Annotated in this window: 19 protein-coding genes and 2 pseudogenes; 4 read left to right on the top strand and 17 right to left on the bottom strand. The window is 39.7% G+C overall.

Annotated elements, in window-relative coordinates; genetic code table 11:
• Window positions 1-126: 126 nt before the first annotated feature.
• The 8 genes and pseudogenes from QNH20_RS14940 to QNH20_RS14975 all read right to left on the bottom strand — a co-directional run bounded on the left by QNH20_RS14940 (window position 127) and on the right by QNH20_RS14975 (window position 5147).
• Window positions 127-873, bottom strand: a complete 747-nt coding sequence (locus QNH20_RS14940) for an ABC transporter permease (RefSeq protein ID WP_283918795.1) — start codon at window positions 871-873, stop codon at window positions 127-129.
• Window positions 874-1635: an ABC transporter ATP-binding protein gene (locus QNH20_RS14945; protein WP_283918796.1), complete on the bottom strand. Its 762-nt coding sequence runs from the start codon at window positions 1633-1635 to the stop codon at window positions 874-876.
• A gap of 170 nt (window positions 1636-1805) precedes the next feature.
• Window positions 1806-2147 carry a DUF1048 domain-containing protein gene (locus tag QNH20_RS14950; RefSeq protein ID WP_283923420.1) on the bottom strand — a complete coding sequence of 114 codons (342 nt, stop codon included), beginning with the start codon at window positions 2145-2147 and terminating at the stop codon, window positions 1806-1808.
• Window positions 2148-2177: 30 nt separating this feature from the next.
• Window positions 2178-2519: pseudogene (locus tag QNH20_RS14955) on the bottom strand (DUF1048 domain-containing protein); the annotation flags it as partial.
• Window positions 2520-2528: 9 nt separating this feature from the next.
• On the bottom strand, window positions 2529-2876 hold the full coding sequence (locus tag QNH20_RS14960; protein WP_283918797.1) for a DUF1048 domain-containing protein: 348 nt from the start codon (window positions 2874-2876) through the stop codon (window positions 2529-2531).
• Entirely contained in the window at window positions 2876-3112 is a 237-nt protein-coding gene (locus tag QNH20_RS14965) for a PadR family transcriptional regulator (protein ID WP_481857978.1), read from the bottom strand. Before QNH20_RS14965 ends, QNH20_RS14960 begins: the two co-directional genes overlap by 1 nt.
• A gap of 37 nt (window positions 3113-3149) precedes the next feature.
• Window positions 3150-3470: a PadR family transcriptional regulator gene (locus tag QNH20_RS14970; RefSeq protein ID WP_057776084.1), complete on the bottom strand. Its 321-nt coding sequence runs from the start codon at window positions 3468-3470 to the stop codon at window positions 3150-3152.
• 519 nt (window positions 3471-3989) lie between these two features.
• Entirely contained in the window at window positions 3990-5147 is a 1158-nt protein-coding gene (locus tag QNH20_RS14975) for a DUF4317 domain-containing protein (protein ID WP_283918798.1), read from the bottom strand.
• Window positions 5148-5400: 253 nt separating this feature from the next.
• On the opposite strand from QNH20_RS14975, the gene QNH20_RS14980 reads away from it, so the two are divergent.
• Window positions 5401-5565: a hypothetical protein gene (locus QNH20_RS14980; RefSeq protein ID WP_283918799.1), complete on the top strand. Its 165-nt coding sequence runs from the start codon at window positions 5401-5403 to the stop codon at window positions 5563-5565.
• 199 nt (window positions 5566-5764) lie between these two features.
• Entirely contained in the window at window positions 5765-6043 is a 279-nt protein-coding gene (locus QNH20_RS14985; protein WP_283918800.1) for a hypothetical protein, read from the top strand.
• Between the two features lie 151 nt (window positions 6044-6194).
• Here the strand turns inward: QNH20_RS14985 and QNH20_RS14990 are convergent, their stop codons facing one another.
• The 3 genes from QNH20_RS14990 to QNH20_RS15000 form a co-directional block, all read right to left on the bottom strand.
• On the bottom strand, window positions 6195-6698 hold the full coding sequence (locus tag QNH20_RS14990) for a DinB family protein (RefSeq protein ID WP_283918801.1): 504 nt from the start codon (window positions 6696-6698) through the stop codon (window positions 6195-6197).
• A gap of 238 nt (window positions 6699-6936) precedes the next feature.
• Window positions 6937-7125, bottom strand: coding sequence for a hypothetical protein (locus QNH20_RS14995; protein ID WP_283918802.1), 189 nt, complete (start codon window positions 7123-7125; stop codon window positions 6937-6939).
• A gap of 155 nt (window positions 7126-7280) precedes the next feature.
• Window positions 7281-8156 carry an aldose 1-epimerase family protein gene (locus QNH20_RS15000; protein WP_283918803.1) on the bottom strand — a complete coding sequence of 292 codons (876 nt, stop codon included), beginning with the start codon at window positions 8154-8156 and terminating at the stop codon, window positions 7281-7283.
• A gap of 269 nt (window positions 8157-8425) precedes the next feature.
• Here QNH20_RS15000 and QNH20_RS15005 point away from each other — a divergent pair.
• Window positions 8426-8746, top strand: a pseudogene (locus tag QNH20_RS15005) (aromatic acid exporter family protein); the annotation flags it as partial.
• A 196-nt stretch (window positions 8747-8942) separates the two neighbouring features.
• A complete protein-coding gene (locus QNH20_RS15010) occupies window positions 8943-9302 on the top strand; it encodes a Lin0512 family protein (protein ID WP_283918804.1) in 360 nt (119 codons plus the stop codon).
• An 831-nt stretch (window positions 9303-10133) separates the two neighbouring features.
• On the opposite strand, the gene QNH20_RS15015 is transcribed toward QNH20_RS15010, so the two are convergent.
• The 6 genes from QNH20_RS15015 to QNH20_RS15040 form a co-directional block, all read right to left on the bottom strand.
• A complete protein-coding gene (locus QNH20_RS15015; protein WP_283918805.1) occupies window positions 10134-11597 on the bottom strand; it encodes a protein adenylyltransferase SelO in 1464 nt (487 codons plus the stop codon).
• Window positions 11598-12085: 488 nt separating this feature from the next.
• Window positions 12086-12391, bottom strand: a complete 306-nt coding sequence (locus tag QNH20_RS15020; protein WP_283918806.1) for a BC1872 family protein — start codon at window positions 12389-12391, stop codon at window positions 12086-12088.
• A gap of 361 nt (window positions 12392-12752) precedes the next feature.
• Complete coding sequence (locus QNH20_RS15025; RefSeq protein ID WP_283918807.1) at window positions 12753-13076, bottom strand: BC1872 family protein; 324 nt, start codon at window positions 13074-13076, stop codon at window positions 12753-12755.
• 329 nt (window positions 13077-13405) lie between these two features.
• Complete coding sequence (locus QNH20_RS15030; RefSeq protein WP_283918808.1) at window positions 13406-13633, bottom strand: hypothetical protein; 228 nt, start codon at window positions 13631-13633, stop codon at window positions 13406-13408.
• A gap of 259 nt (window positions 13634-13892) precedes the next feature.
• The gene (locus QNH20_RS15035) at window positions 13893-15116 is read right to left on the bottom strand and encodes an MFS transporter (RefSeq protein ID WP_283918809.1); all 1224 of its coding nucleotides are present in this window, start codon (window positions 15114-15116) and stop codon (window positions 13893-13895) included.
• Between the two features lie 394 nt (window positions 15117-15510).
• A complete protein-coding gene (locus QNH20_RS15040; protein WP_283918810.1) occupies window positions 15511-16629 on the bottom strand; it encodes an NAD(P)/FAD-dependent oxidoreductase in 1119 nt (372 codons plus the stop codon).
• Between the last annotated feature and the right edge of the window lie 184 nt (window positions 16630-16813).

A 16813-nucleotide genomic window follows, 5' to 3' on the forward strand; every position in this document is an offset into this window, starting at 1 on the left:
GCCCTTTGTCAAAAAGGTGTATTCGATGCATCAAAGAGTATGAATATTGGCAATCAAAAGCTGACTCACCTCCTGTTCTGGGTAATCAGAATGAGAAATGTCCTGCTGCTTCCTTCTTTAACTATTTCACACCCGCTTCTTATACGCCCACATCGCAAAGATATATGCCACGAGCATGATTCCGACGCACCAGGCAAGAGCGATCCAGATACCGTTGCCAACAGACCCTTCATACAAGAGGGCACGCATCGCATTCACGATTGAAGTCACGGGCTGGTTCTCAGCGAACGTACGGACAATTTTAGGCATGGTTTCGGTGGGGACAAAGGCCGAACTGATAAACGGCAGGAAAATCAGCGGGTACGAGTAGGCTGTCGCCCCTTCCATAGACCCCGCCGTCAATCCGGGAATGACCGCCAGCCATGTCAGCGCCAGCGTAAACAGCCCGAGTATCCCAGCTACCGCGAGCCAATCCAGGATATTAGCGCTGGAACGGAAGCCCATCAAGAGCGCGACGAGGATAACCACCACGACAGTAAGCGCATTGGAAACAAGAGAGGTCAACACGTGAGCCCACAATACCGACGAGCGCTTGATGGGCATGGTAATGAAACGCGCCATCAGCCCGCTCTTTACATCCGTAAACAGCCGCACGGAAGTATAAGCGACGCCGGATGCAATAGCCATCAGCAGGATTCCCGGCAATAAATAATTGACGTAGTTGTCCGTGCCTGTCTCTATGGCGCCGCCAAATACGTATACAAATAGCAGCATCATCATAATCGGCGTAATCGCCACCGTGATAATCGTATCCGGGCTGCGCATGATGTTGCGCATTAAACGTCCAAGTAATACCCCTGTTTTGCTTTTCATTTACATCTCCTCCTTTTTGCCGATGATCGCGAGGAAAATTTCCTCCAATGTCGGCTGCTTCTCGATGTACTCCACTTTCGTTGGCGGGAACATCTCTTTAAGTTCGGTAAGGGTACCAGTCGTGATGATTTTTCCGCCATGCAGGATGGCGATACGGTCCGCCAGTTGTTCGGCTTCCTCCAGGTACTGGGTCGTCAGCAAGATGGTCGTGCCGCCGTCAGCAAGCTCCTTGACGGTATCCCAGACTTCAATCCGCGCTTCGGGGTCAAGCCCTGTCGTCGGTTCGTCGAGAAAAATGACTGCTGGCGTCCCGATCAGGCTCATGGCGATGTCAAGCCTGCGCTTCATCCCGCCGGAATATTTGTCCGCCCGGCGGTTGGCCGCATCGGTCAGGCTGAATCTTGCAAGCAGATTGTCGGCGACTTGAGCGGGATTGGAAACTCCCCGCAACTTGGCGATCATCATCAGGTTTTCCCTTCCTGTGAGCATGCCGTCTAAAGCTGCGAACTGCCCTGTCAGGCTGATGCTCTGGCGAACATGATCCGGTTGACGCTGGACGTCATAGCCGCAAATACCTACTTCACCGCCATCGGGCTTCATCAGGGTCGAGAGGATGTTGACCGTTGTCGTCTTGCCCGCTCCATTTGAGCCCAGCAGTGCGAAAATTTCGCCACGTTGTACCTCAAAATCCACCCCCTTTAAGACTTCCTTGTCTTTAAAGGATTTTTTTAACCCTTTTACAGAAATCGCTACATTGCTCATAATTTTTCCTCCTTATAATAAGCGCCTTGCGGAGCTAGATTGCCTATACTTCCCTACTTAGTATTACTGGTAATCCGTACAACTTATTACCGAGTTAAAAAAATTACTGAATAACGAAGGTGGCAATTCACATTTGTAACCAGCTATTCAGTCGGTATTATCTATTGAATCTATTTTTTTCCCAATCGCTTCATGATACTCTGGTTCAAATCTTCACGATACTTGGCGATATAGGTTTTAGCGTTTGCCACTAGTTCATCGGCAAAGGACGCCACGTCGTCCCCAGTGATTTCCAGCACTTGTCTGCCTTCCGCCGCACCGGCTTCGAACAACTCGATTAATTCATACTGCATGTGCAGCATATCCATCCCGTTGCCCGCTGCGAAATTCCACATGTAGTTTTGAATTTTCTTAAATACAAACTGGTAGTCCTCTGGCAGGGCTTCAACCCGTGCCATCATCATCTTGTATTCTTTTTTATCACCAACCATCTTTTTGAACATTTCCATCATGTTATTTTTCCTCCTTTTTTTTAAACTTTGTTTTTCCGTAACCTTTTTCATGGCCTTGTTAACTTCTTGGTCAACAGATTCTTGATAGATGTCAGCGTAAGTTTTTGAATCTTTGATTAGATCGTCGCAGAAAGCCGCTACGTCACTGCCCGTCACTTCGAGCACGCTCTTCCCCAAGGCCGCGCCCTCTTCAAAAAGATCGATAATCCCTGAGAGCAAACCTGTCCCGTCGGTTAGCTCAACAGGGCCGACCTTAAAGAAATATTTTTGAATCTCTTTATAAACAATCTGATAATCTTTCGGGAGCGCTTTGACACGCGCCACGTGTGCTCGCCACTCTTTTTTGCCTTCGATGATATCTTGTATTCTCATTTTATCCTCCTATTTACCTAATTTTTTAGCGATGTTATTGTTGAGTTGCTTGCGCCACTTGTCGCGAAAAGACTTTGCCCCTTCTTCGCCGACCAGCGCTGAACAGAAGCCTTTGATATCGTCACCCAAAACCTCTTGTACACTCTGACCGTCCGCTGCCGTTTCTTCGAGCAGGCCAAGCACATCGTCAAGAATTGGCATGAGGTTGCGACCGGTGAAATCTGAGTGCGGCCAAAGATTAGCATTAATTTTTTCCCATGCCGCTTGATAATCAGCCGGTAGCTTTTTGGCTCGCGATTCAAAAGTTTTCAATTCTTTAGTCATGTCGCTTCCTGTGATTTTTTCCCAAAAATTCATTATTTTCTCTCCTTTAACTCGTTGATTTTTGTCGCAACAAATTCCCATTTTTCCCAGAACTTTCTCAATTCCTCACGTCCCGCGTCATTGAGCGTGAAAAATTTTCGCGGCGGTCCCATATCGGATTGCTTTTTCGTAATTTCCACCAGCTTGTTTTTCTCAAGTCGTACCAATATGGTATAGACTGTACCGTCTACAACATCCGAAAATCCTAGCGCATTCATAAAGCTGAACAAGACACTCCAAAAATTGCGGATGGAATATCTTATGAAGCTAGATTGACTTTAAGACGTTGATTTTTGATGATACAAAATCCCATTTTTTCCAAAACAATTCAAGTTCCTGGCGGCCAGCCTCATTAAGTGAGTAAAACTTGCGGGGCGGCCCCATATCTGACGGTTTCTTTTCAATGGTCACCAGTTTTTTCTTTTCTAATCGCACGAGAATGGTGTAGACCGTCCCTTCCACGACTTCGGTAAACCCAAGCTCGTTTAGGCGACGGGTAATCTCGTAGCCATAGGTTTCATGGCGGCTGATGATTTCCAGCACGCAGCCTTCCAGCGAACCCTTCAGCATTTCAGTTAAATTTTCCATGTTCAGAGTCTCCTTTACCTCCCCTACTTCGTCTGACTTATATTCAGTATAACATAGTACTAAGGGAAATTTTTACTGAATAGCTTTTGGGAAATCACGCTATTCAGTATCACTTATTACAAGTACATTGTAACACCGATTAGTAGGGGGTGTCAACTATTTTTCTTAAAAATATTTTGCAACCTCACTATTCAGTGACGTCGGTATCCAGTGTGACTTACTACAAGTATATCGTAACACGTAGTAGGCGAACGGTCAACTGGATTTTCTAAATATTTTTTAAAACCTGCTACCCCCTTGAATAAAAATGAAAAGATCAGGTATTAAACAATAGTTCTCTCCAACAAAACCCTTTTTTGTTGATACCTCAATTGTAATTATTAATTAGCCCTCCCTTTCTAGCCACAAGCAGATGGCTGAAAAAATAAACACCATCTACAACAGGAACCAAATTAAAACGAAAGCGCCTGCAATTTAGGCGCTTTCGTTTTTTTGTTTAGCGGTCACTGATTGTAATGGTTAGAGTGTCTTCGATTCCAATCGAAATCCTTCTACGACGACCTCTTCATCTACCTCCAACAATAGGCACCGTTTTCCTTCGTACGTGATATATTTTAGATTTTTCAGGTCTTTCGGGTTGATGGTTACATTTGCCACCTTGGTACTTATTTTTATATTTTTAGGAATTAAACTGCTTGCTTTGAATTCATGTTTTTCGTCCGCTACAACGCTTTTAAAGGCATGCTCCACTTTGGCTGTTTCCACATTTTCGACACCGCTGACCGTTAATATGCGTTCGATGTCGCGATGATCCAACGTTGAGGGTTCACTGTCTTCCTTTTCCTGATTCTCCTGTACCACCCGATCGATTTCCTCATAAACATTCGAAATGACCGCGGAATCCACTTCGTCCCCGATTACTTCTTTTAAAATAAAGTCAAAGCAGTCCTTATCATCCTGCGCAGTCATAATGTCTTCACAATCAAGCACCTTTTCAATAAAGGTGAAATCGGGTTGATTGACTTTCCCTGCACAATAGAGAATATGGTTCACATCTGCTGCATTGTCGTTAAAAGTAGGGAACAAAAAACCTGACATTGGCGAGTCTAAATTAATAATAGGATCAACGATATGATAGGATTTGAATTCTTTTTCGATATAATCAAACATCAAGGATTTTTTCGGAAGATCGGTTTTATTGAGGCTGCAAAGGATAAACTCATTGGAATAAACCACATCCTCCCCGCCTTCTTCGGATTCCTGGTTCCTCTTCTTAGTCGGTTTTCGATATTCTCCGCGGATAAATGTCACCACTGTATCAAATTCATAAATAGTATGGGAAAATATTTTCCCGACGATGTCCAGCATGTTATCTTGCCAATCCTCTGAGTCCGCTCGTAATCCTTCGAAAAGGATCCCTTGTGTACTATAATCCACATCACGCATGAATTTCAGTTCAAACAGTTTGGCATCGAGATGACCGGTCAACACCTTTTTAAAATTGGCCAAAAACAATTCTTGTGCTTCGTGATCTAACAATGGAAACGGCTGACAGACTTGATGATAAATCTCAGCTGATTCCTTCTGCACATAAACATTGAAGATTTCTCGAATATTCATCAAATGATTGTCTAATTTAAATTGCTTACGGATATTAGCGATGTCTTTTTTGTTCATTTGTTTCAACTCCCATCCCTGATTATACTGTTTAGATGGGAAAATCTCTATTTTTAATTTTTCGATTTTCAGGAATGGGTGGCTGGAAGTTTGTATTGTCATCCATAAAAATTTGTTTTATATAAGTACTTTCCTGCATATTGCAAATACTAGTAGTGTTAAATATGCCATTCGGCACTTTCTTGGCAGATATTAAAAGATAAGCCATCCGCTTTTTTTACGATCTTAATGAATATATCAGGAGGAATATTATTTGGAAAACGAAAATTTTGATCCTTTTCAAAATCAAACAAACGCAAACTTAAAGAACAAAGGAAATGAACAGGTGCTTGAAACCAGTTCTACTGGATATGGGCTGGAATCAGTTTTTAACGACAATTCTAAAAAAACGCGGTCCAATCAAAATGAGAAACATTAGTTGCATGCTTGGTACTTTATGAAAAATAGTTTCTTATTGTAGCCTTAGAAGGTAATTGAGGTTGCAATCGAGATCGGAATTTGTTGTCCGGCCTCTTTTAGATTTACATCCGTTTCCATATATTGAATTAAGAATTACTGGGAAGCACTGATTTACGACATAAATATAACTGGAATACAAAGAGAAAGAGGGTCCAAGCATGTCTTATACCTATAACTTATACAGTTCGGATCAATTGGGATTAACAAAATCCTATCATATTCAAACCGATTTGCCGCCGCATAAATTTAGGGCCATCATGATGGAATTTAGGCGTGGAGGAGAAAAAGATCCGAATGTCTTTTTGAAATACATGATTGAACAATTCCAAGATGGCTTTCACTTATTTGAGTATGATGATATTGTGCAATATGATGCCGACCAAGAAAATTCGGCGATCCTTGCCAACCTATTAGACCAACATGATCAAACTATTTAAAAGAAAAAGAACAGGCTATAAGGATTTCAACATACCCCTTGATTTAATCCAATCAGAGCTACTTACCGTCTAAATCACGATCACTATACTTCGAAAAAGTAATAAAAAGTAAAAAGGCACTATGAAATGATAGTACCTTAGCAATTTATCATTAAATGGTTGGAGCATTCATTCCCATTTGCGTCCATTCTTCTCTGGCGGGCCCATAAAGCCCGGGAACCCTTACTCCTGCCTGACGCATGAGAACGGTCATTTGCCCACGATGATGAATAATGTGTTTGACGATAAGTGACAGTGTTCCAGCTTTTGTCATTGTCCTACCGAACACATTCACCTCTTCAGTAAGAGAGCTGTCAGTCCATTGTTCCTTCACGGCGTGAGCTACGTCGGTGCTTACTCTTCGAAATGCCCCTGCTATTTCCTTCGCTGATTCTGGAACGTTTTTAGCGTTTTCGACTGTGGGGACCTTGATGCCAAAATCGATTAACATTCCAGGTGTACTGGTCACAATATGCCAGGCAATTCTCCCCAATGTTCGGTCGTCCGAAGAAACTCGTTGCTGCAAGGAACTATTCTGTAACGCATCCACTAGGCTTTGAGTTAAAGCAGCTTCTTGATTCCAATCCTCGATGAATCCAGCTATTGAAGAATACATTGATCTAATTCCTCCACTTTATAAAAATTTATTGGCTTCCCGGTCCTTCTTTAATGCTTCATCATTGTGGAAATGAAGACAATTCCAGGTTCCCTTCCAAGTATTTTCTTTTAACCTTTAATAAATGCATGTTTTTAGAAAAATGTCTGAGTAAATCCATCATCAACTAAAAATTTTCTCTTCTTAGCATCCTTCGATGTTTATTATTTATTACACGCAGTTTGGGATCTTTAATTCATTAAAAGATTTCTTTTATGAAAGTAAAATTCTTAAGAAGTTCACTTTCATTGATCGATATTCTATTCGTTAAATCTTTCGTTCGCAATACAAACTCTTTAACCCCAATAAATTCTGATTCACTAATCAAGTAAAACTGTGTTCCTCTTTTATATTCATTAAACTGCCTTTTTAGTCTATATACCTTCATTGAATAACCTCTAGATGATGAATTAAAATGATTATTTGTAAATTCCAAAAAGCCCTGAGAGTGAGTAGGATATATTATATGAGCTAATTAATGAACAACTAAATAGTCAATAATTTTTTGCGTAATTCATTTTAAGAGAACCGCCCCCCCATGTCTCATATTAACTTCATTTTATACTCTGCCCGGAATGATTCTCTTGGTTGAAGCCTATTGATTCCGAATTTCTCCTTCAAGTTTCCAGTTGTATTGTATGTATCAGCAATACCATACCAAGGTTCGATGCAAACAAACGGAGCAATCTTACCATCTGTGTATTTCGACCAAATTCCAACAAACGGAAATCCTTCGAACCTTACTTCTACACCATGATTCGACTTATTCGATGCCAGTGTAACTTGATCGATATTACTATAAATAAGTGCATCATTCGCAAAAAGAGAGTCAGTGAGTGGAATTGTTAATAAATCATTAGCCATTCCTTTTTCTCTAATCAGAGAATTCTCTATCTCATATTCCATCTCATTCTTATTTGCAGCAGGAATAATGTGCAAACTATAGTCCTCTATGTTTTCATTTTCTAAGAGTGGAATCCTGAATGCAGGATGGGCACCAATAGAAAAATACATCTCTTCCTTGGTTTCATTTACGATTTCCCAATGAACAACGAGGTTGTCCTCATTGAGAGTATAACGAATAATCGCTTTGAAATCGAAAGGATAAACATGAAGGTAACGTCCGCCAGACTCGTAACGAAAAGAAACGTCTGTTGTAGTCTGCTCATCCACCTTAAATTCCACATCACGCAAAAAGCCATGTTGTGACATTTCATATGTCTTACCGTTGAGTTGATAGCGGTCTTCCTTTAAGCGTCCTACAATCGGAAATAAGACCGGTGAGACGCGTCCCCAATAGGCAGGATCCCCAGTCCACATGTAGTCCAGTCCACTTTTCTTATGCTTCACTTTACGTACTTCTGCCCCATTATGACTGATCTCCACCTTCAACCAATCATTTTCAATAACAATCATCATCTTATCTCCCTCATCTCTAGTCTTCATTGTTTACTTTTATTATACCGAAAGTCTTTTTTTTCAAAAACAAATGCAGGTTTAACCTTCCTAAATTTTTGTACCTATTTCTCTTGACGGGATGCTTTCAAAAAATCCACCCCTTTATGAAATGATTCTATCATTAATCCATCAGTTGATAAAAACCATAATATCCCTTAAGATACTCCTGTGGATGGGATCATAATTTTTTTATATACAATGTAAATATAAACATAAATTAGAGGTATTATATGTTCCCATTAAAATTTGGTTATCGAACTATCAAGACTGCCATCGGTGCGGCTGCAGCGATTAGTATTGCTCAATTTTTCAGCTTGAATTCCTTTGCTTCCGCAGGAATCATCACCATCCTATGTGTACAGAATTCCAAAAAGAAATCACTGCAGGCTGCATATTCCAGATTTTTCGCTTGCATGCTTGCCATTGTTTTTTCTTTCATCCTATTTGAAACGATTGCCTATAATCCGGTTGTGATTGGATTGCTGCTCTTGATGTTTATTCCTTTTACCGTCCGATTAAAAATATCTGAAGGGATCGTAACCAGTTCAGTCAGCTTTAATTATTGGAGAGTATATCTTATTAAGTTTAAAAACTTAATTAGCTGCAAATAACCCTCTCAAACTTAAATTCCGAATTTGAATCCTAGTCTAAGCAAAGCTGCTGCATCTACAACAAATATTTAACATCATCCATGAAAAACGATAAAATAAAGTGGTAAATGCAAATGGAAAGGAAGATAAATCAATTATGGAAAAATTAATGTTTATTGAAACCGGGATGGGGATTGATGTGCATGGTCAAAATATTACGTCTGCAGCAGTTCGTGCCGTAAAAAATGCCATTCACTATAATTCGATGCCAGGTATTCGTTCGGTGCTCCCTGAAAACAGTTTAGATAATATGAGGGTGAATGTGAAACTCGCCGTTCCTTGTGATAAAGAAAAACTCGATATTACGGCTGTAAAAGAAGCATTGCCATATGGGAAAGTTACGGTGGAAGTAATGGATGGAGGAATGATAACAACCAGCGGGATTGTCCTCGAGGATAAGGGAGATAAAAATGATCTAATGTACATAGTCGTTGCTTCGGTAGAGGTAGGCTATTAATTTTGAGCAATTCGTGAACAATATCTAATTTTAAATATCAAAGGCATCTGTATTCAATCTGGTAACATTCCAGAACTGAGTCCCCCCCCTACCTCCATCTATAAATGGAGGTCTTTTTTATATCTCTTCACCACCGCTTTTCCTTGTTTACATTGCAGCATTATCTATTTTTTCAGCAAAATACCCAATCATAAAGGCAACTGTAAAAAAAGAAATGCCATTAACGTTGAAAAATTAAGGATTGAATTTATGTCCCAACCATGTTAAGTCAATTTCAATAATGGTACAAGCACCTCTCTTATACCTTTCGAACCTTTGAACAACTATACGGAACATCCAAACCTTCTGGTCAAAAATCAGCAGATTAACGTTTGAAAGATTTCCGATAGAATCGGTAAAATGCTATCAATCTTTGTCTTGAAGCAATATATTTTTCTTAAAATACCTGCCATCCGGTGTCCCAGGCCCCAAAGTGTATGAAACTTGAAAGAAAATGCTAGAAAAAAGATAAGTTTTTTAGAAAATTTTTCGCTTTATATTACTCAGTTTAAATAGCTGGGTACGACCAGTAGCCATCATCCCGTCATAATAAATAACTTATTTTTAACATTAAAAGAGTCCGCTTAGCAAAAGATTTACATTTTTATGACAATTATCTATTGAACTATACAGACTCTTTTCAATCAATAGTGTAAAAATCATGTCAACTCCCCCACCAATATCCAGGCTGATAAAAAATATATGGTTCAATTCATTTTTGTGGAATTGAACCGCTTTAGGGTTGTTAATAAAGAAATACCATTTCTTATAAAAAACTGTCAAGTTCCTAAATCAGGTACCGCAAAAGGTTCGGTAAGGCTGGTTTGATGGCGCAGGCAATGTGCAGTATTCTTTCTTTTCAGGGGTATACGTGTAAGGCTTTGAAAGAACATTAAGCAGCCTCTCCATTACACTGTAATCTCCTTGTTCCACTGCAGCTTCTAGTGCCTCTTCTACCCTGTGGTTTCGAGGTATAACCGCAGGATTGCTGTTTCGCATTAATTGTTGCACGGAGGCTTTCGATTCCTCCTGCCTGCTTAGTCTCGCCTGCCACAACTCATTCCACTGAGAAAATTCTGGTATCCCAACCAAACCTGTTTCTTCCGGCTTATCAAAAGTTAATGCGTTGAGGGTATTGGTATAGTCTGCTTGATTTTTCTCCATCAAAGTAAGAAGGTCATTTATAAGCGATTCATCTTCAATCTCTTCATTAAATATTCCCAGCTTCGCTCTCATTCCCTCGAGCCAATTTACTTGATATAACTTAGAAAAATTTGAAATCGCATCCTGTGCCAATTCGACAGCCTGCTCCTGTTTGTCATGTAGCAGCGGCAAAAGAGTTTCAGCAAATCGCGCAAGATTCCAGCCGGCCATATAAGGCTGATTGCCATAGGCATAGCGGCCTTGTCTATCAATGGAACTGAATACCGTTTCTGGGTCATAAGCATCCATAAACGCGCAAGGACCATAATCGATCGTTTCTCCGCTAATGGTCATATTGTCGGTATTCATTACTCCATGAATAAAACCAACCAATTGCCATTTGGCAATCAGTGCAGCCTGACGCTTGATTACTTCCTGAAGCAGCGAAAGATATCGATTCTTATCCGCTTCAATTTCTGGATAATGGCGCTTTATTGTGTAATCGGCTAGGATCTGAAGTTCCTCATCTGAGCCCCACTTTGCTACGAATTGAAAAGTACCAACGCGCAGATGACTAGCGGCCACCCGGGTAAGAATGGCACCAGGTAAAGCTGTTTCGCGGATGACGGGCTCTCCTGTAGTCACAACTGCTAGACTACGGGTCGTAGGAATTCCAAGCGCATGCATAGCTTCGCTGATGATGTATTCTCGAAGCATCGGTCCAAGGGCCGCACGACCATCCCCTCCGCGGGAATATGGGGTTCTACCAGGACCCTTAAGCTGAATATCTACCCGTTCATCCGAGGGAGTGGTCTGTTCCCCAAGCAGCACGGCACGGCCGTCGCCTAACATCGTAAAATGCCCGAATTGATGTCCCGCATAAGCCTGAGCAAGTGGTGAAGCACCATCAGGAATCCGGTTTCCTGCAAACACCGCTACACCATCTTCGCTTTGCAGTTCTTCAACGTTCAACCCGAGGGTTGCAGCCAAAGGTTCATTGAGAATGATCAGCTTCGGTGCACGGACTGGGGTTGGATTGTGACTGGTAAAAAATGATTTCGGTAGACGTGCATAACTATTATCAAAGTTCCATCCTTTTTCTTTATTCATCATATCTCCTTTCCTCCTGTAGTCTTTCTGGATCTAGTTTTTTCTTATGTATAAACCAAAATCATAGTGTTTTTATTTTTCCACTTACCAAAACAACACCATGCTGCCCTTTTTAGTGTTTGCTTCGACATATTAATATATTCGTTCCTCGCTAAGATGACTAAAAAAGACCTCAGACTCTGATTGGATGACTTCCCTGGAAATTTTTTAGTAATCTTTAAACTGCAAATGTTATCAATAGTAAAACATAGGGGAGAAATTAATTATAAAAATGAAATGTCCACCGGAAATCGCATGGGTAGAATTAGTTTCGGTATCTTTACATTCCTTTTTACCTGTTATATTTTTATTCAAGTGTTTTTAGCTGGTTAGCTATTTTAGATAATCCGGTAATCTGGGTAAAGTAAATCGGATTCGCTTGCCTTTTCCTTAGATGGTGCTTTTTATTTTTATATCAAATATAGTAGGTAGTGAATATTTGATGGTCATATTTATAGCCATTCTTCAGGTACTGTGCTAGTGTCGGCAATGGAGTAGGCAGCGTTGGTAATGGCTTCCGCTAAAGTATCTCCAGTTTCGCAAAAATCATTAAAGCAAGCCATTGAAACTCCATTAGTTGAATAGGTAAACCCTAACTTTTCCAATCTATCGACAATCCGCATCGCGTGGTCAAGATTTTGCTCGGGTTGAAACTCAGAAACAGGAATGAAAACGCCAGTTTCATAATCAAACCATCGATCCCATCTATTTAATTTCCAACCTAGAATTCTGCGTGCTATTATTTCTATTTTATTCATAGCTTTATTTACTCCTTATCTCTTAATTATTATATTTTATCATTTTCATCATATCGGTCCTAAGCAATTATTTAATGAGAAAGCTCAAATTAATAATTGTATGGAGCCATACCTCTCGAATCATTTATACATCCCTATCACTTTCCCGTTTATACCACCCATTCGGGGAAATTTTATGACCACAATGAATTTTTCTTTTTCACTACCATATTTTGATTTGAGTATTTGGATAAAAGTATATTGGCTAAAATCAGAAAGACGATGAGAACCAACTCATTTATCCAACATAATTTCCGAAAAAAAACTGTCGAGACAATCTCGACAGCTAAATTGGTTCAGATAATTAAGATTAAATGGAGTTTTAGCATAATTTCTGCCACATTCTTGTGGTATCCGGAACTGAGCTAAGTTCGACAATTGAGTAGGCGGCATTCGTAATCGCTTGTGCTAACGTCTCACCAGTTGCACAAATGTCATTAAAGCAAACCTTAGAAAGACCTTTTATTGTATAAGCAAATCCCAAATCTTGTAAACGATCAACAATTAGCATCGCATGGTCAAGGTTTTGCTCTGGCTGAAAATCAGACTCATGAATGAATATCCCCTTTTCATAATCATACCAACGATCCCATCTGTTTAACTTCCAACCTAGTATTCTACGTGCGATTGAATCAATTTTTTTCATTTCCTCTTCCCCTTTTTTAATTTTTTTAGATTTATTGATTATTTGTTATATAACAGAATGATTAATTAATTGTAATTATATAACACACTAGGTTTCATTTCCAGTATTTATTAGAAAATTTTTGAAAATTGATGCTACAGTAAAAAGCCCAATCCTGGATAAAGATTGGGCTCTAACGTATAACAATATCTTATTTTGTGCTTAGCTCATTCTAGATTGTACTGTTTATCGCTGCGATATATAAGCCTGTATTCCTGTTCATGCTAATTCTCTTGGTACATTGTGACATATTAAAATAAATTGGTTGTGGAAGAAAACTCAAAAAATTATTAGATTCTTTTTTTCACATCTTCTCTTATGGATTCAATTATTTCATCTGATAAATCTGCCGGAAAAGAGGTCCCATCCTTGAACACCCAGGTATTAATGATTTCGAGGTCTGCTTTTTTAAAAGTAATGCTATAGTTATCATAGTTGTGGGTAAATTCAGCTGTCACATATTCTTCGACAGCAAAATCATCATCTATAATCATATTTGTCATTTTATATGCCTTCATGATGAAGTCTCCTTTTACTTAACTTTCTTTATGTATAGCGTTAACTTAATATAATTGTTTATTCACTTTTATATATCAACATAAAATTCATCTCCATGTAGAAGGCTCCGCCACTTTTTCAGCTGTCATTTCTTATTGGGTTATTCATTCATAAAACGATCGACAAACATCAATTTATACTTAGCGCCGCTGTTAAGACAAAAAATGCTAATAAAAAAACCATTACCTCCCACATGAGAGGTAATGGCTTCGAAGTTACTTATACAGCTTTAGTAAGACTAGTAATGGTTTCTTGCTTCACTTTAACCTGACCTTTTCTTAAACTAATCATAGCCATAAACGAAATGCAATAAAGGATAGCTAGATAGCCCATTGCAATGGTGACAGTAGCGTGCTGTAGAATGAATCCTACTAAAATAGGAGATAATCCCCCTAACGCTCTTCCAAAGTTAAAAATCGTGTTAGTTGCTGTGCTGCGAATTTCTACCGGATAATAATAACTAATTAATGCCCCATACCCAGCAAACATTCCATTCGAGAAAAATCCAACGATGGCACCGCCAATTAAAACTCCTGTGCTTCCGGACGCATAGGAATATAGAAATACAGCCACGGCCGATGCTAATAAAAAGAGTCCATACGTCCTCTTCATTCCAAGACGATCCATAAATTGTCCAAATGTCAGCATACCTGCAATCATCCCAACAGCCGTACTAATCGTCCAAAGGGCAGAACTTGAAACCGAAAGCCCTTGTGATTGTTGCAGCATAGATGGCAGCCAAATCATTAAGCCATTATAGCCTGCAATTTGGACCGTTGCCATTATTGCTAATGCAATTGTAGTTAGGGCTGTTCTTCTTGTTGCAAACAATTGCTTCAACTTTCCTTGTTTTGCTACTAGATGGTTACCTTTTTTCGAAGTCAGCCATTCTGGTGACTCGTCTAAGTTTTTACGCACGATAAAGGCAAAAATAACAGGGATAATTCCAACGAAAAACAATCCCCTCCATCCCCAAGTTGGAAGAAGGATCGCACTTAGTAGTGCAGCAAGGATCACACCAAATTGAGCACCAACACTCACATAAGAAGAAGCCCGTCCTTGTTTATTCTTTGGCCATGCTTCTGCAACAAGCGCCATTCCAATTCCATATTCTCCACCGGCTCCTAAACCGGCAATAAACCTAAAAATGTATACTTGTTCAATATTTGTTGCCAATCCGGTTAACGCCGTACCAATGGCAAACAATAGAATCGTATAAGTAAAAACTCTAACTCTTCCAAACTTATCGGCTAAAATACCGAAAATCATTCCGCCAAATAACATTCCCAAATTAGTAATGGATGAAATAAGTCCACCAGTTGCTAAGTCAATATGAAATTCTGCAATGATCATGGACATGGCAAAGGAAATAAACATGATGTCCATACCTTCTAATGTTAAACCTGCTACTGATGCTACCACTGTTTTTTTCTGATAATTCACTTCTGTTATTCTCCTTCCAAGCCTCACTGGACTATGATTAAAAGATAATGTGGCAAAAAATAAAATACCCTTCCATCCAAAGGACAAAAGGGTATTCATATATACATAATAAGATAATATATACGATATTTACATTTTGCCCTTTTTGGCCTCTCTGGACCAGATTAAAGGAAATTTATTTTTTCTAATACTACCACGACAATAACCTTGTGACAATAAAAACATTTAAATTTTTTATAGAAATCAATTAATAAAGTATTCAAAAAATGGTCTCAGTCCTCTTGAACGTAAAACTCTAGTTCACTGGGGGACAGACCCACTTTTAGAAAACGTTCTAATATAAAGACCGATTTGTATTTAGGTACAAACCTCCTGAGGACTCGTCCTTTATGAATTATGCCTTAAGAGCTCCAGTTATATCATAGTTACTCAAATCAATCTCTGTTTGTCTTCCTAGTACTAGTTTGGCTATTTCTCTACCGAGATAAGGTCCACTTGTTAATCCAGATGCCCCTAAACCATTAGCTAAAAAAATTCCCTCATAATGGGGCAAAGCCCCTGCAACTGGAAGAAAGCCCGGGGAAACAGGTCGAAAACCTACCCGTGTATCAACAAAGGTACTATTTGCTAAGCCGGGAGCCGTTTCTAAAACCTTGCTTAAAATTTCATTCACTCCGCCAGCAGTTACACGGGTGTCAAATCCAGCCTCATTTTCGTGTGTTGAGCCGACAATTACACGGCCATTTTCTAATGTGAGCAGATATTGATTATTGGGCGGCATGACAACTGGCCAAGAGCTCGTATCTGTTTCAGGAATTTCAAGGTGAACGATTTGCGCTTTTTGAGGTTTTACTAAGAAATCAACACCTAGTGGCTGTAGAAGTTCATATGCCCATGCACCTGCGGTTACAATCACCTGATCAGCGAACAACATTTTTTCAGAGAGCTTAATTCCAATCACTCGATTATTTTTACAAACTAGGGACGAATTCCCTTTCAGAAAAGTGACCCCGCGCTTCATGGACGATCTAATCAGTGCTTTACACAATGCTCTACCATTTACGCGTGCTCCGCCACTGATATAAACGGAACCAAATTCCTCCGATAACGGTGGAAAAAGTCTCTTCGTTTCTAAAGGAGACAAAATCTTAATCTCTCCAATTTCAGGTGCATCCTCCCGGCGTATTCGCGCTCTCTCGGCCATCTGTTCTAGTTTTTCCATGTCTGTATGAAGGCTTATGGCCCCTACCCGCTTATATCCTGTATCTTTTTCTCCGTCTGCTTCTAATTGAGCGATTAATTCCGGATAGTAACGAGCTCCGCCTTTTGCCAACTGATACCATGCTTTGTTGCGCCGCTGCGAAAGCCATGGACAAACAATTCCTGCGGCTGCATCAGTAGCCTGGCCTGAATCCTCTCGATCAACTAAGATAACCTCTGCACTTTGTCTAGCAAGGTGATACGCGGTCGACGCGCCAAGAATCCCTGCACCAATAATGATTATTTTTTGCATATTACTCCTTTTTCGATTTTATTTATTTTTGGGTTCCTCTCAAAAAACATTATGACTTCATTTAAATTAAACTTTCCAGCTTCGCGAAAATCATTTAATTATCTCTTATCTGAATGCAATTTAAGCATATTGCTTATACATTTAAACTAGATTGGTTACAATTCTACTAGAAATGGAGGAAAAG

The sequence above is a fragment of the Neobacillus sp. WH10 genome, from assembly GCF_030123405.1.
Taxonomy (GTDB): domain Bacteria; phylum Bacillota; class Bacilli; order Bacillales; family Cytobacillaceae; genus Neobacillus.

Excerpts from the sequence above, each read along its gene's own strand:
- QNH20_RS14970 (WP_057776084.1), bottom strand. The coding sequence starts at position 3,470 with ATGGAAAATTTAACTGAAATGCTGAAGGGTTCGCTGGAAGGCTGCGTG.
- QNH20_RS14990 (WP_283918801.1), bottom strand. The coding sequence starts at position 6,698 with ATGTATTCTTCAATAGCTGGATTCATCGAGGATTGGAATCAAGAAGCT.
- QNH20_RS15020 (WP_283918806.1), bottom strand. The coding sequence starts at position 12,391 with ATGAATAAAATAGAAATAATAGCACGCAGAATTCTAGGTTGGAAATTA.
- QNH20_RS14945 (WP_283918796.1), bottom strand. The coding sequence starts at position 1,635 with ATGAGCAATGTAGCGATTTCTGTAAAAGGGTTAAAAAAATCCTTTAAA.
- QNH20_RS15000 (WP_283918803.1), bottom strand. The coding sequence starts at position 8,156 with ATGATGATTGTTATTGAAAATGATTGGTTGAAGGTGGAGATCAGTCAT.
- QNH20_RS14975 (WP_283918798.1), bottom strand. The coding sequence starts at position 5,147 with ATGAACAAAAAAGACATCGCTAATATCCGTAAGCAATTTAAATTAGAC.
- QNH20_RS15015 (WP_283918805.1), bottom strand. The coding sequence starts at position 11,597 with ATGATGAATAAAGAAAAAGGATGGAACTTTGATAATAGTTATGCACGT.
- QNH20_RS15025 (WP_283918807.1), bottom strand. The coding sequence starts at position 13,076 with ATGAAAAAAATTGATTCAATCGCACGTAGAATACTAGGTTGGAAGTTA.
- QNH20_RS14995 (WP_283918802.1), bottom strand. The coding sequence starts at position 7,125 with ATGAAGGTATATAGACTAAAAAGGCAGTTTAATGAATATAAAAGAGGA.
- QNH20_RS14940 (WP_283918795.1), bottom strand. The coding sequence starts at position 873 with ATGAAAAGCAAAACAGGGGTATTACTTGGACGTTTAATGCGCAACATC.
- QNH20_RS15030 (WP_283918808.1), bottom strand. The coding sequence starts at position 13,633 with ATGAAGGCATATAAAATGACAAATATGATTATAGATGATGATTTTGCT.
- QNH20_RS14985 (WP_283918800.1), top strand. The coding sequence starts at position 5,765 with ATGTCTTATACCTATAACTTATACAGTTCGGATCAATTGGGATTAACA.
- QNH20_RS14960 (WP_283918797.1), bottom strand. The coding sequence starts at position 2,876 with ATGAATTTTTGGGAAAAAATCACAGGAAGCGACATGACTAAAGAATTG.
- QNH20_RS14950 (WP_283923420.1), bottom strand. The coding sequence starts at position 2,147 with ATGATGGAAATGTTCAAAAAGATGGTTGGTGATAAAAAAGAATACAAG.
- QNH20_RS15040 (WP_283918810.1), bottom strand. The coding sequence starts at position 16,629 with ATGCAAAAAATAATCATTATTGGTGCAGGGATTCTTGGCGCGTCGACC.
- QNH20_RS15010 (WP_283918804.1), top strand. The coding sequence starts at position 8,943 with ATGGAAAAATTAATGTTTATTGAAACCGGGATGGGGATTGATGTGCAT.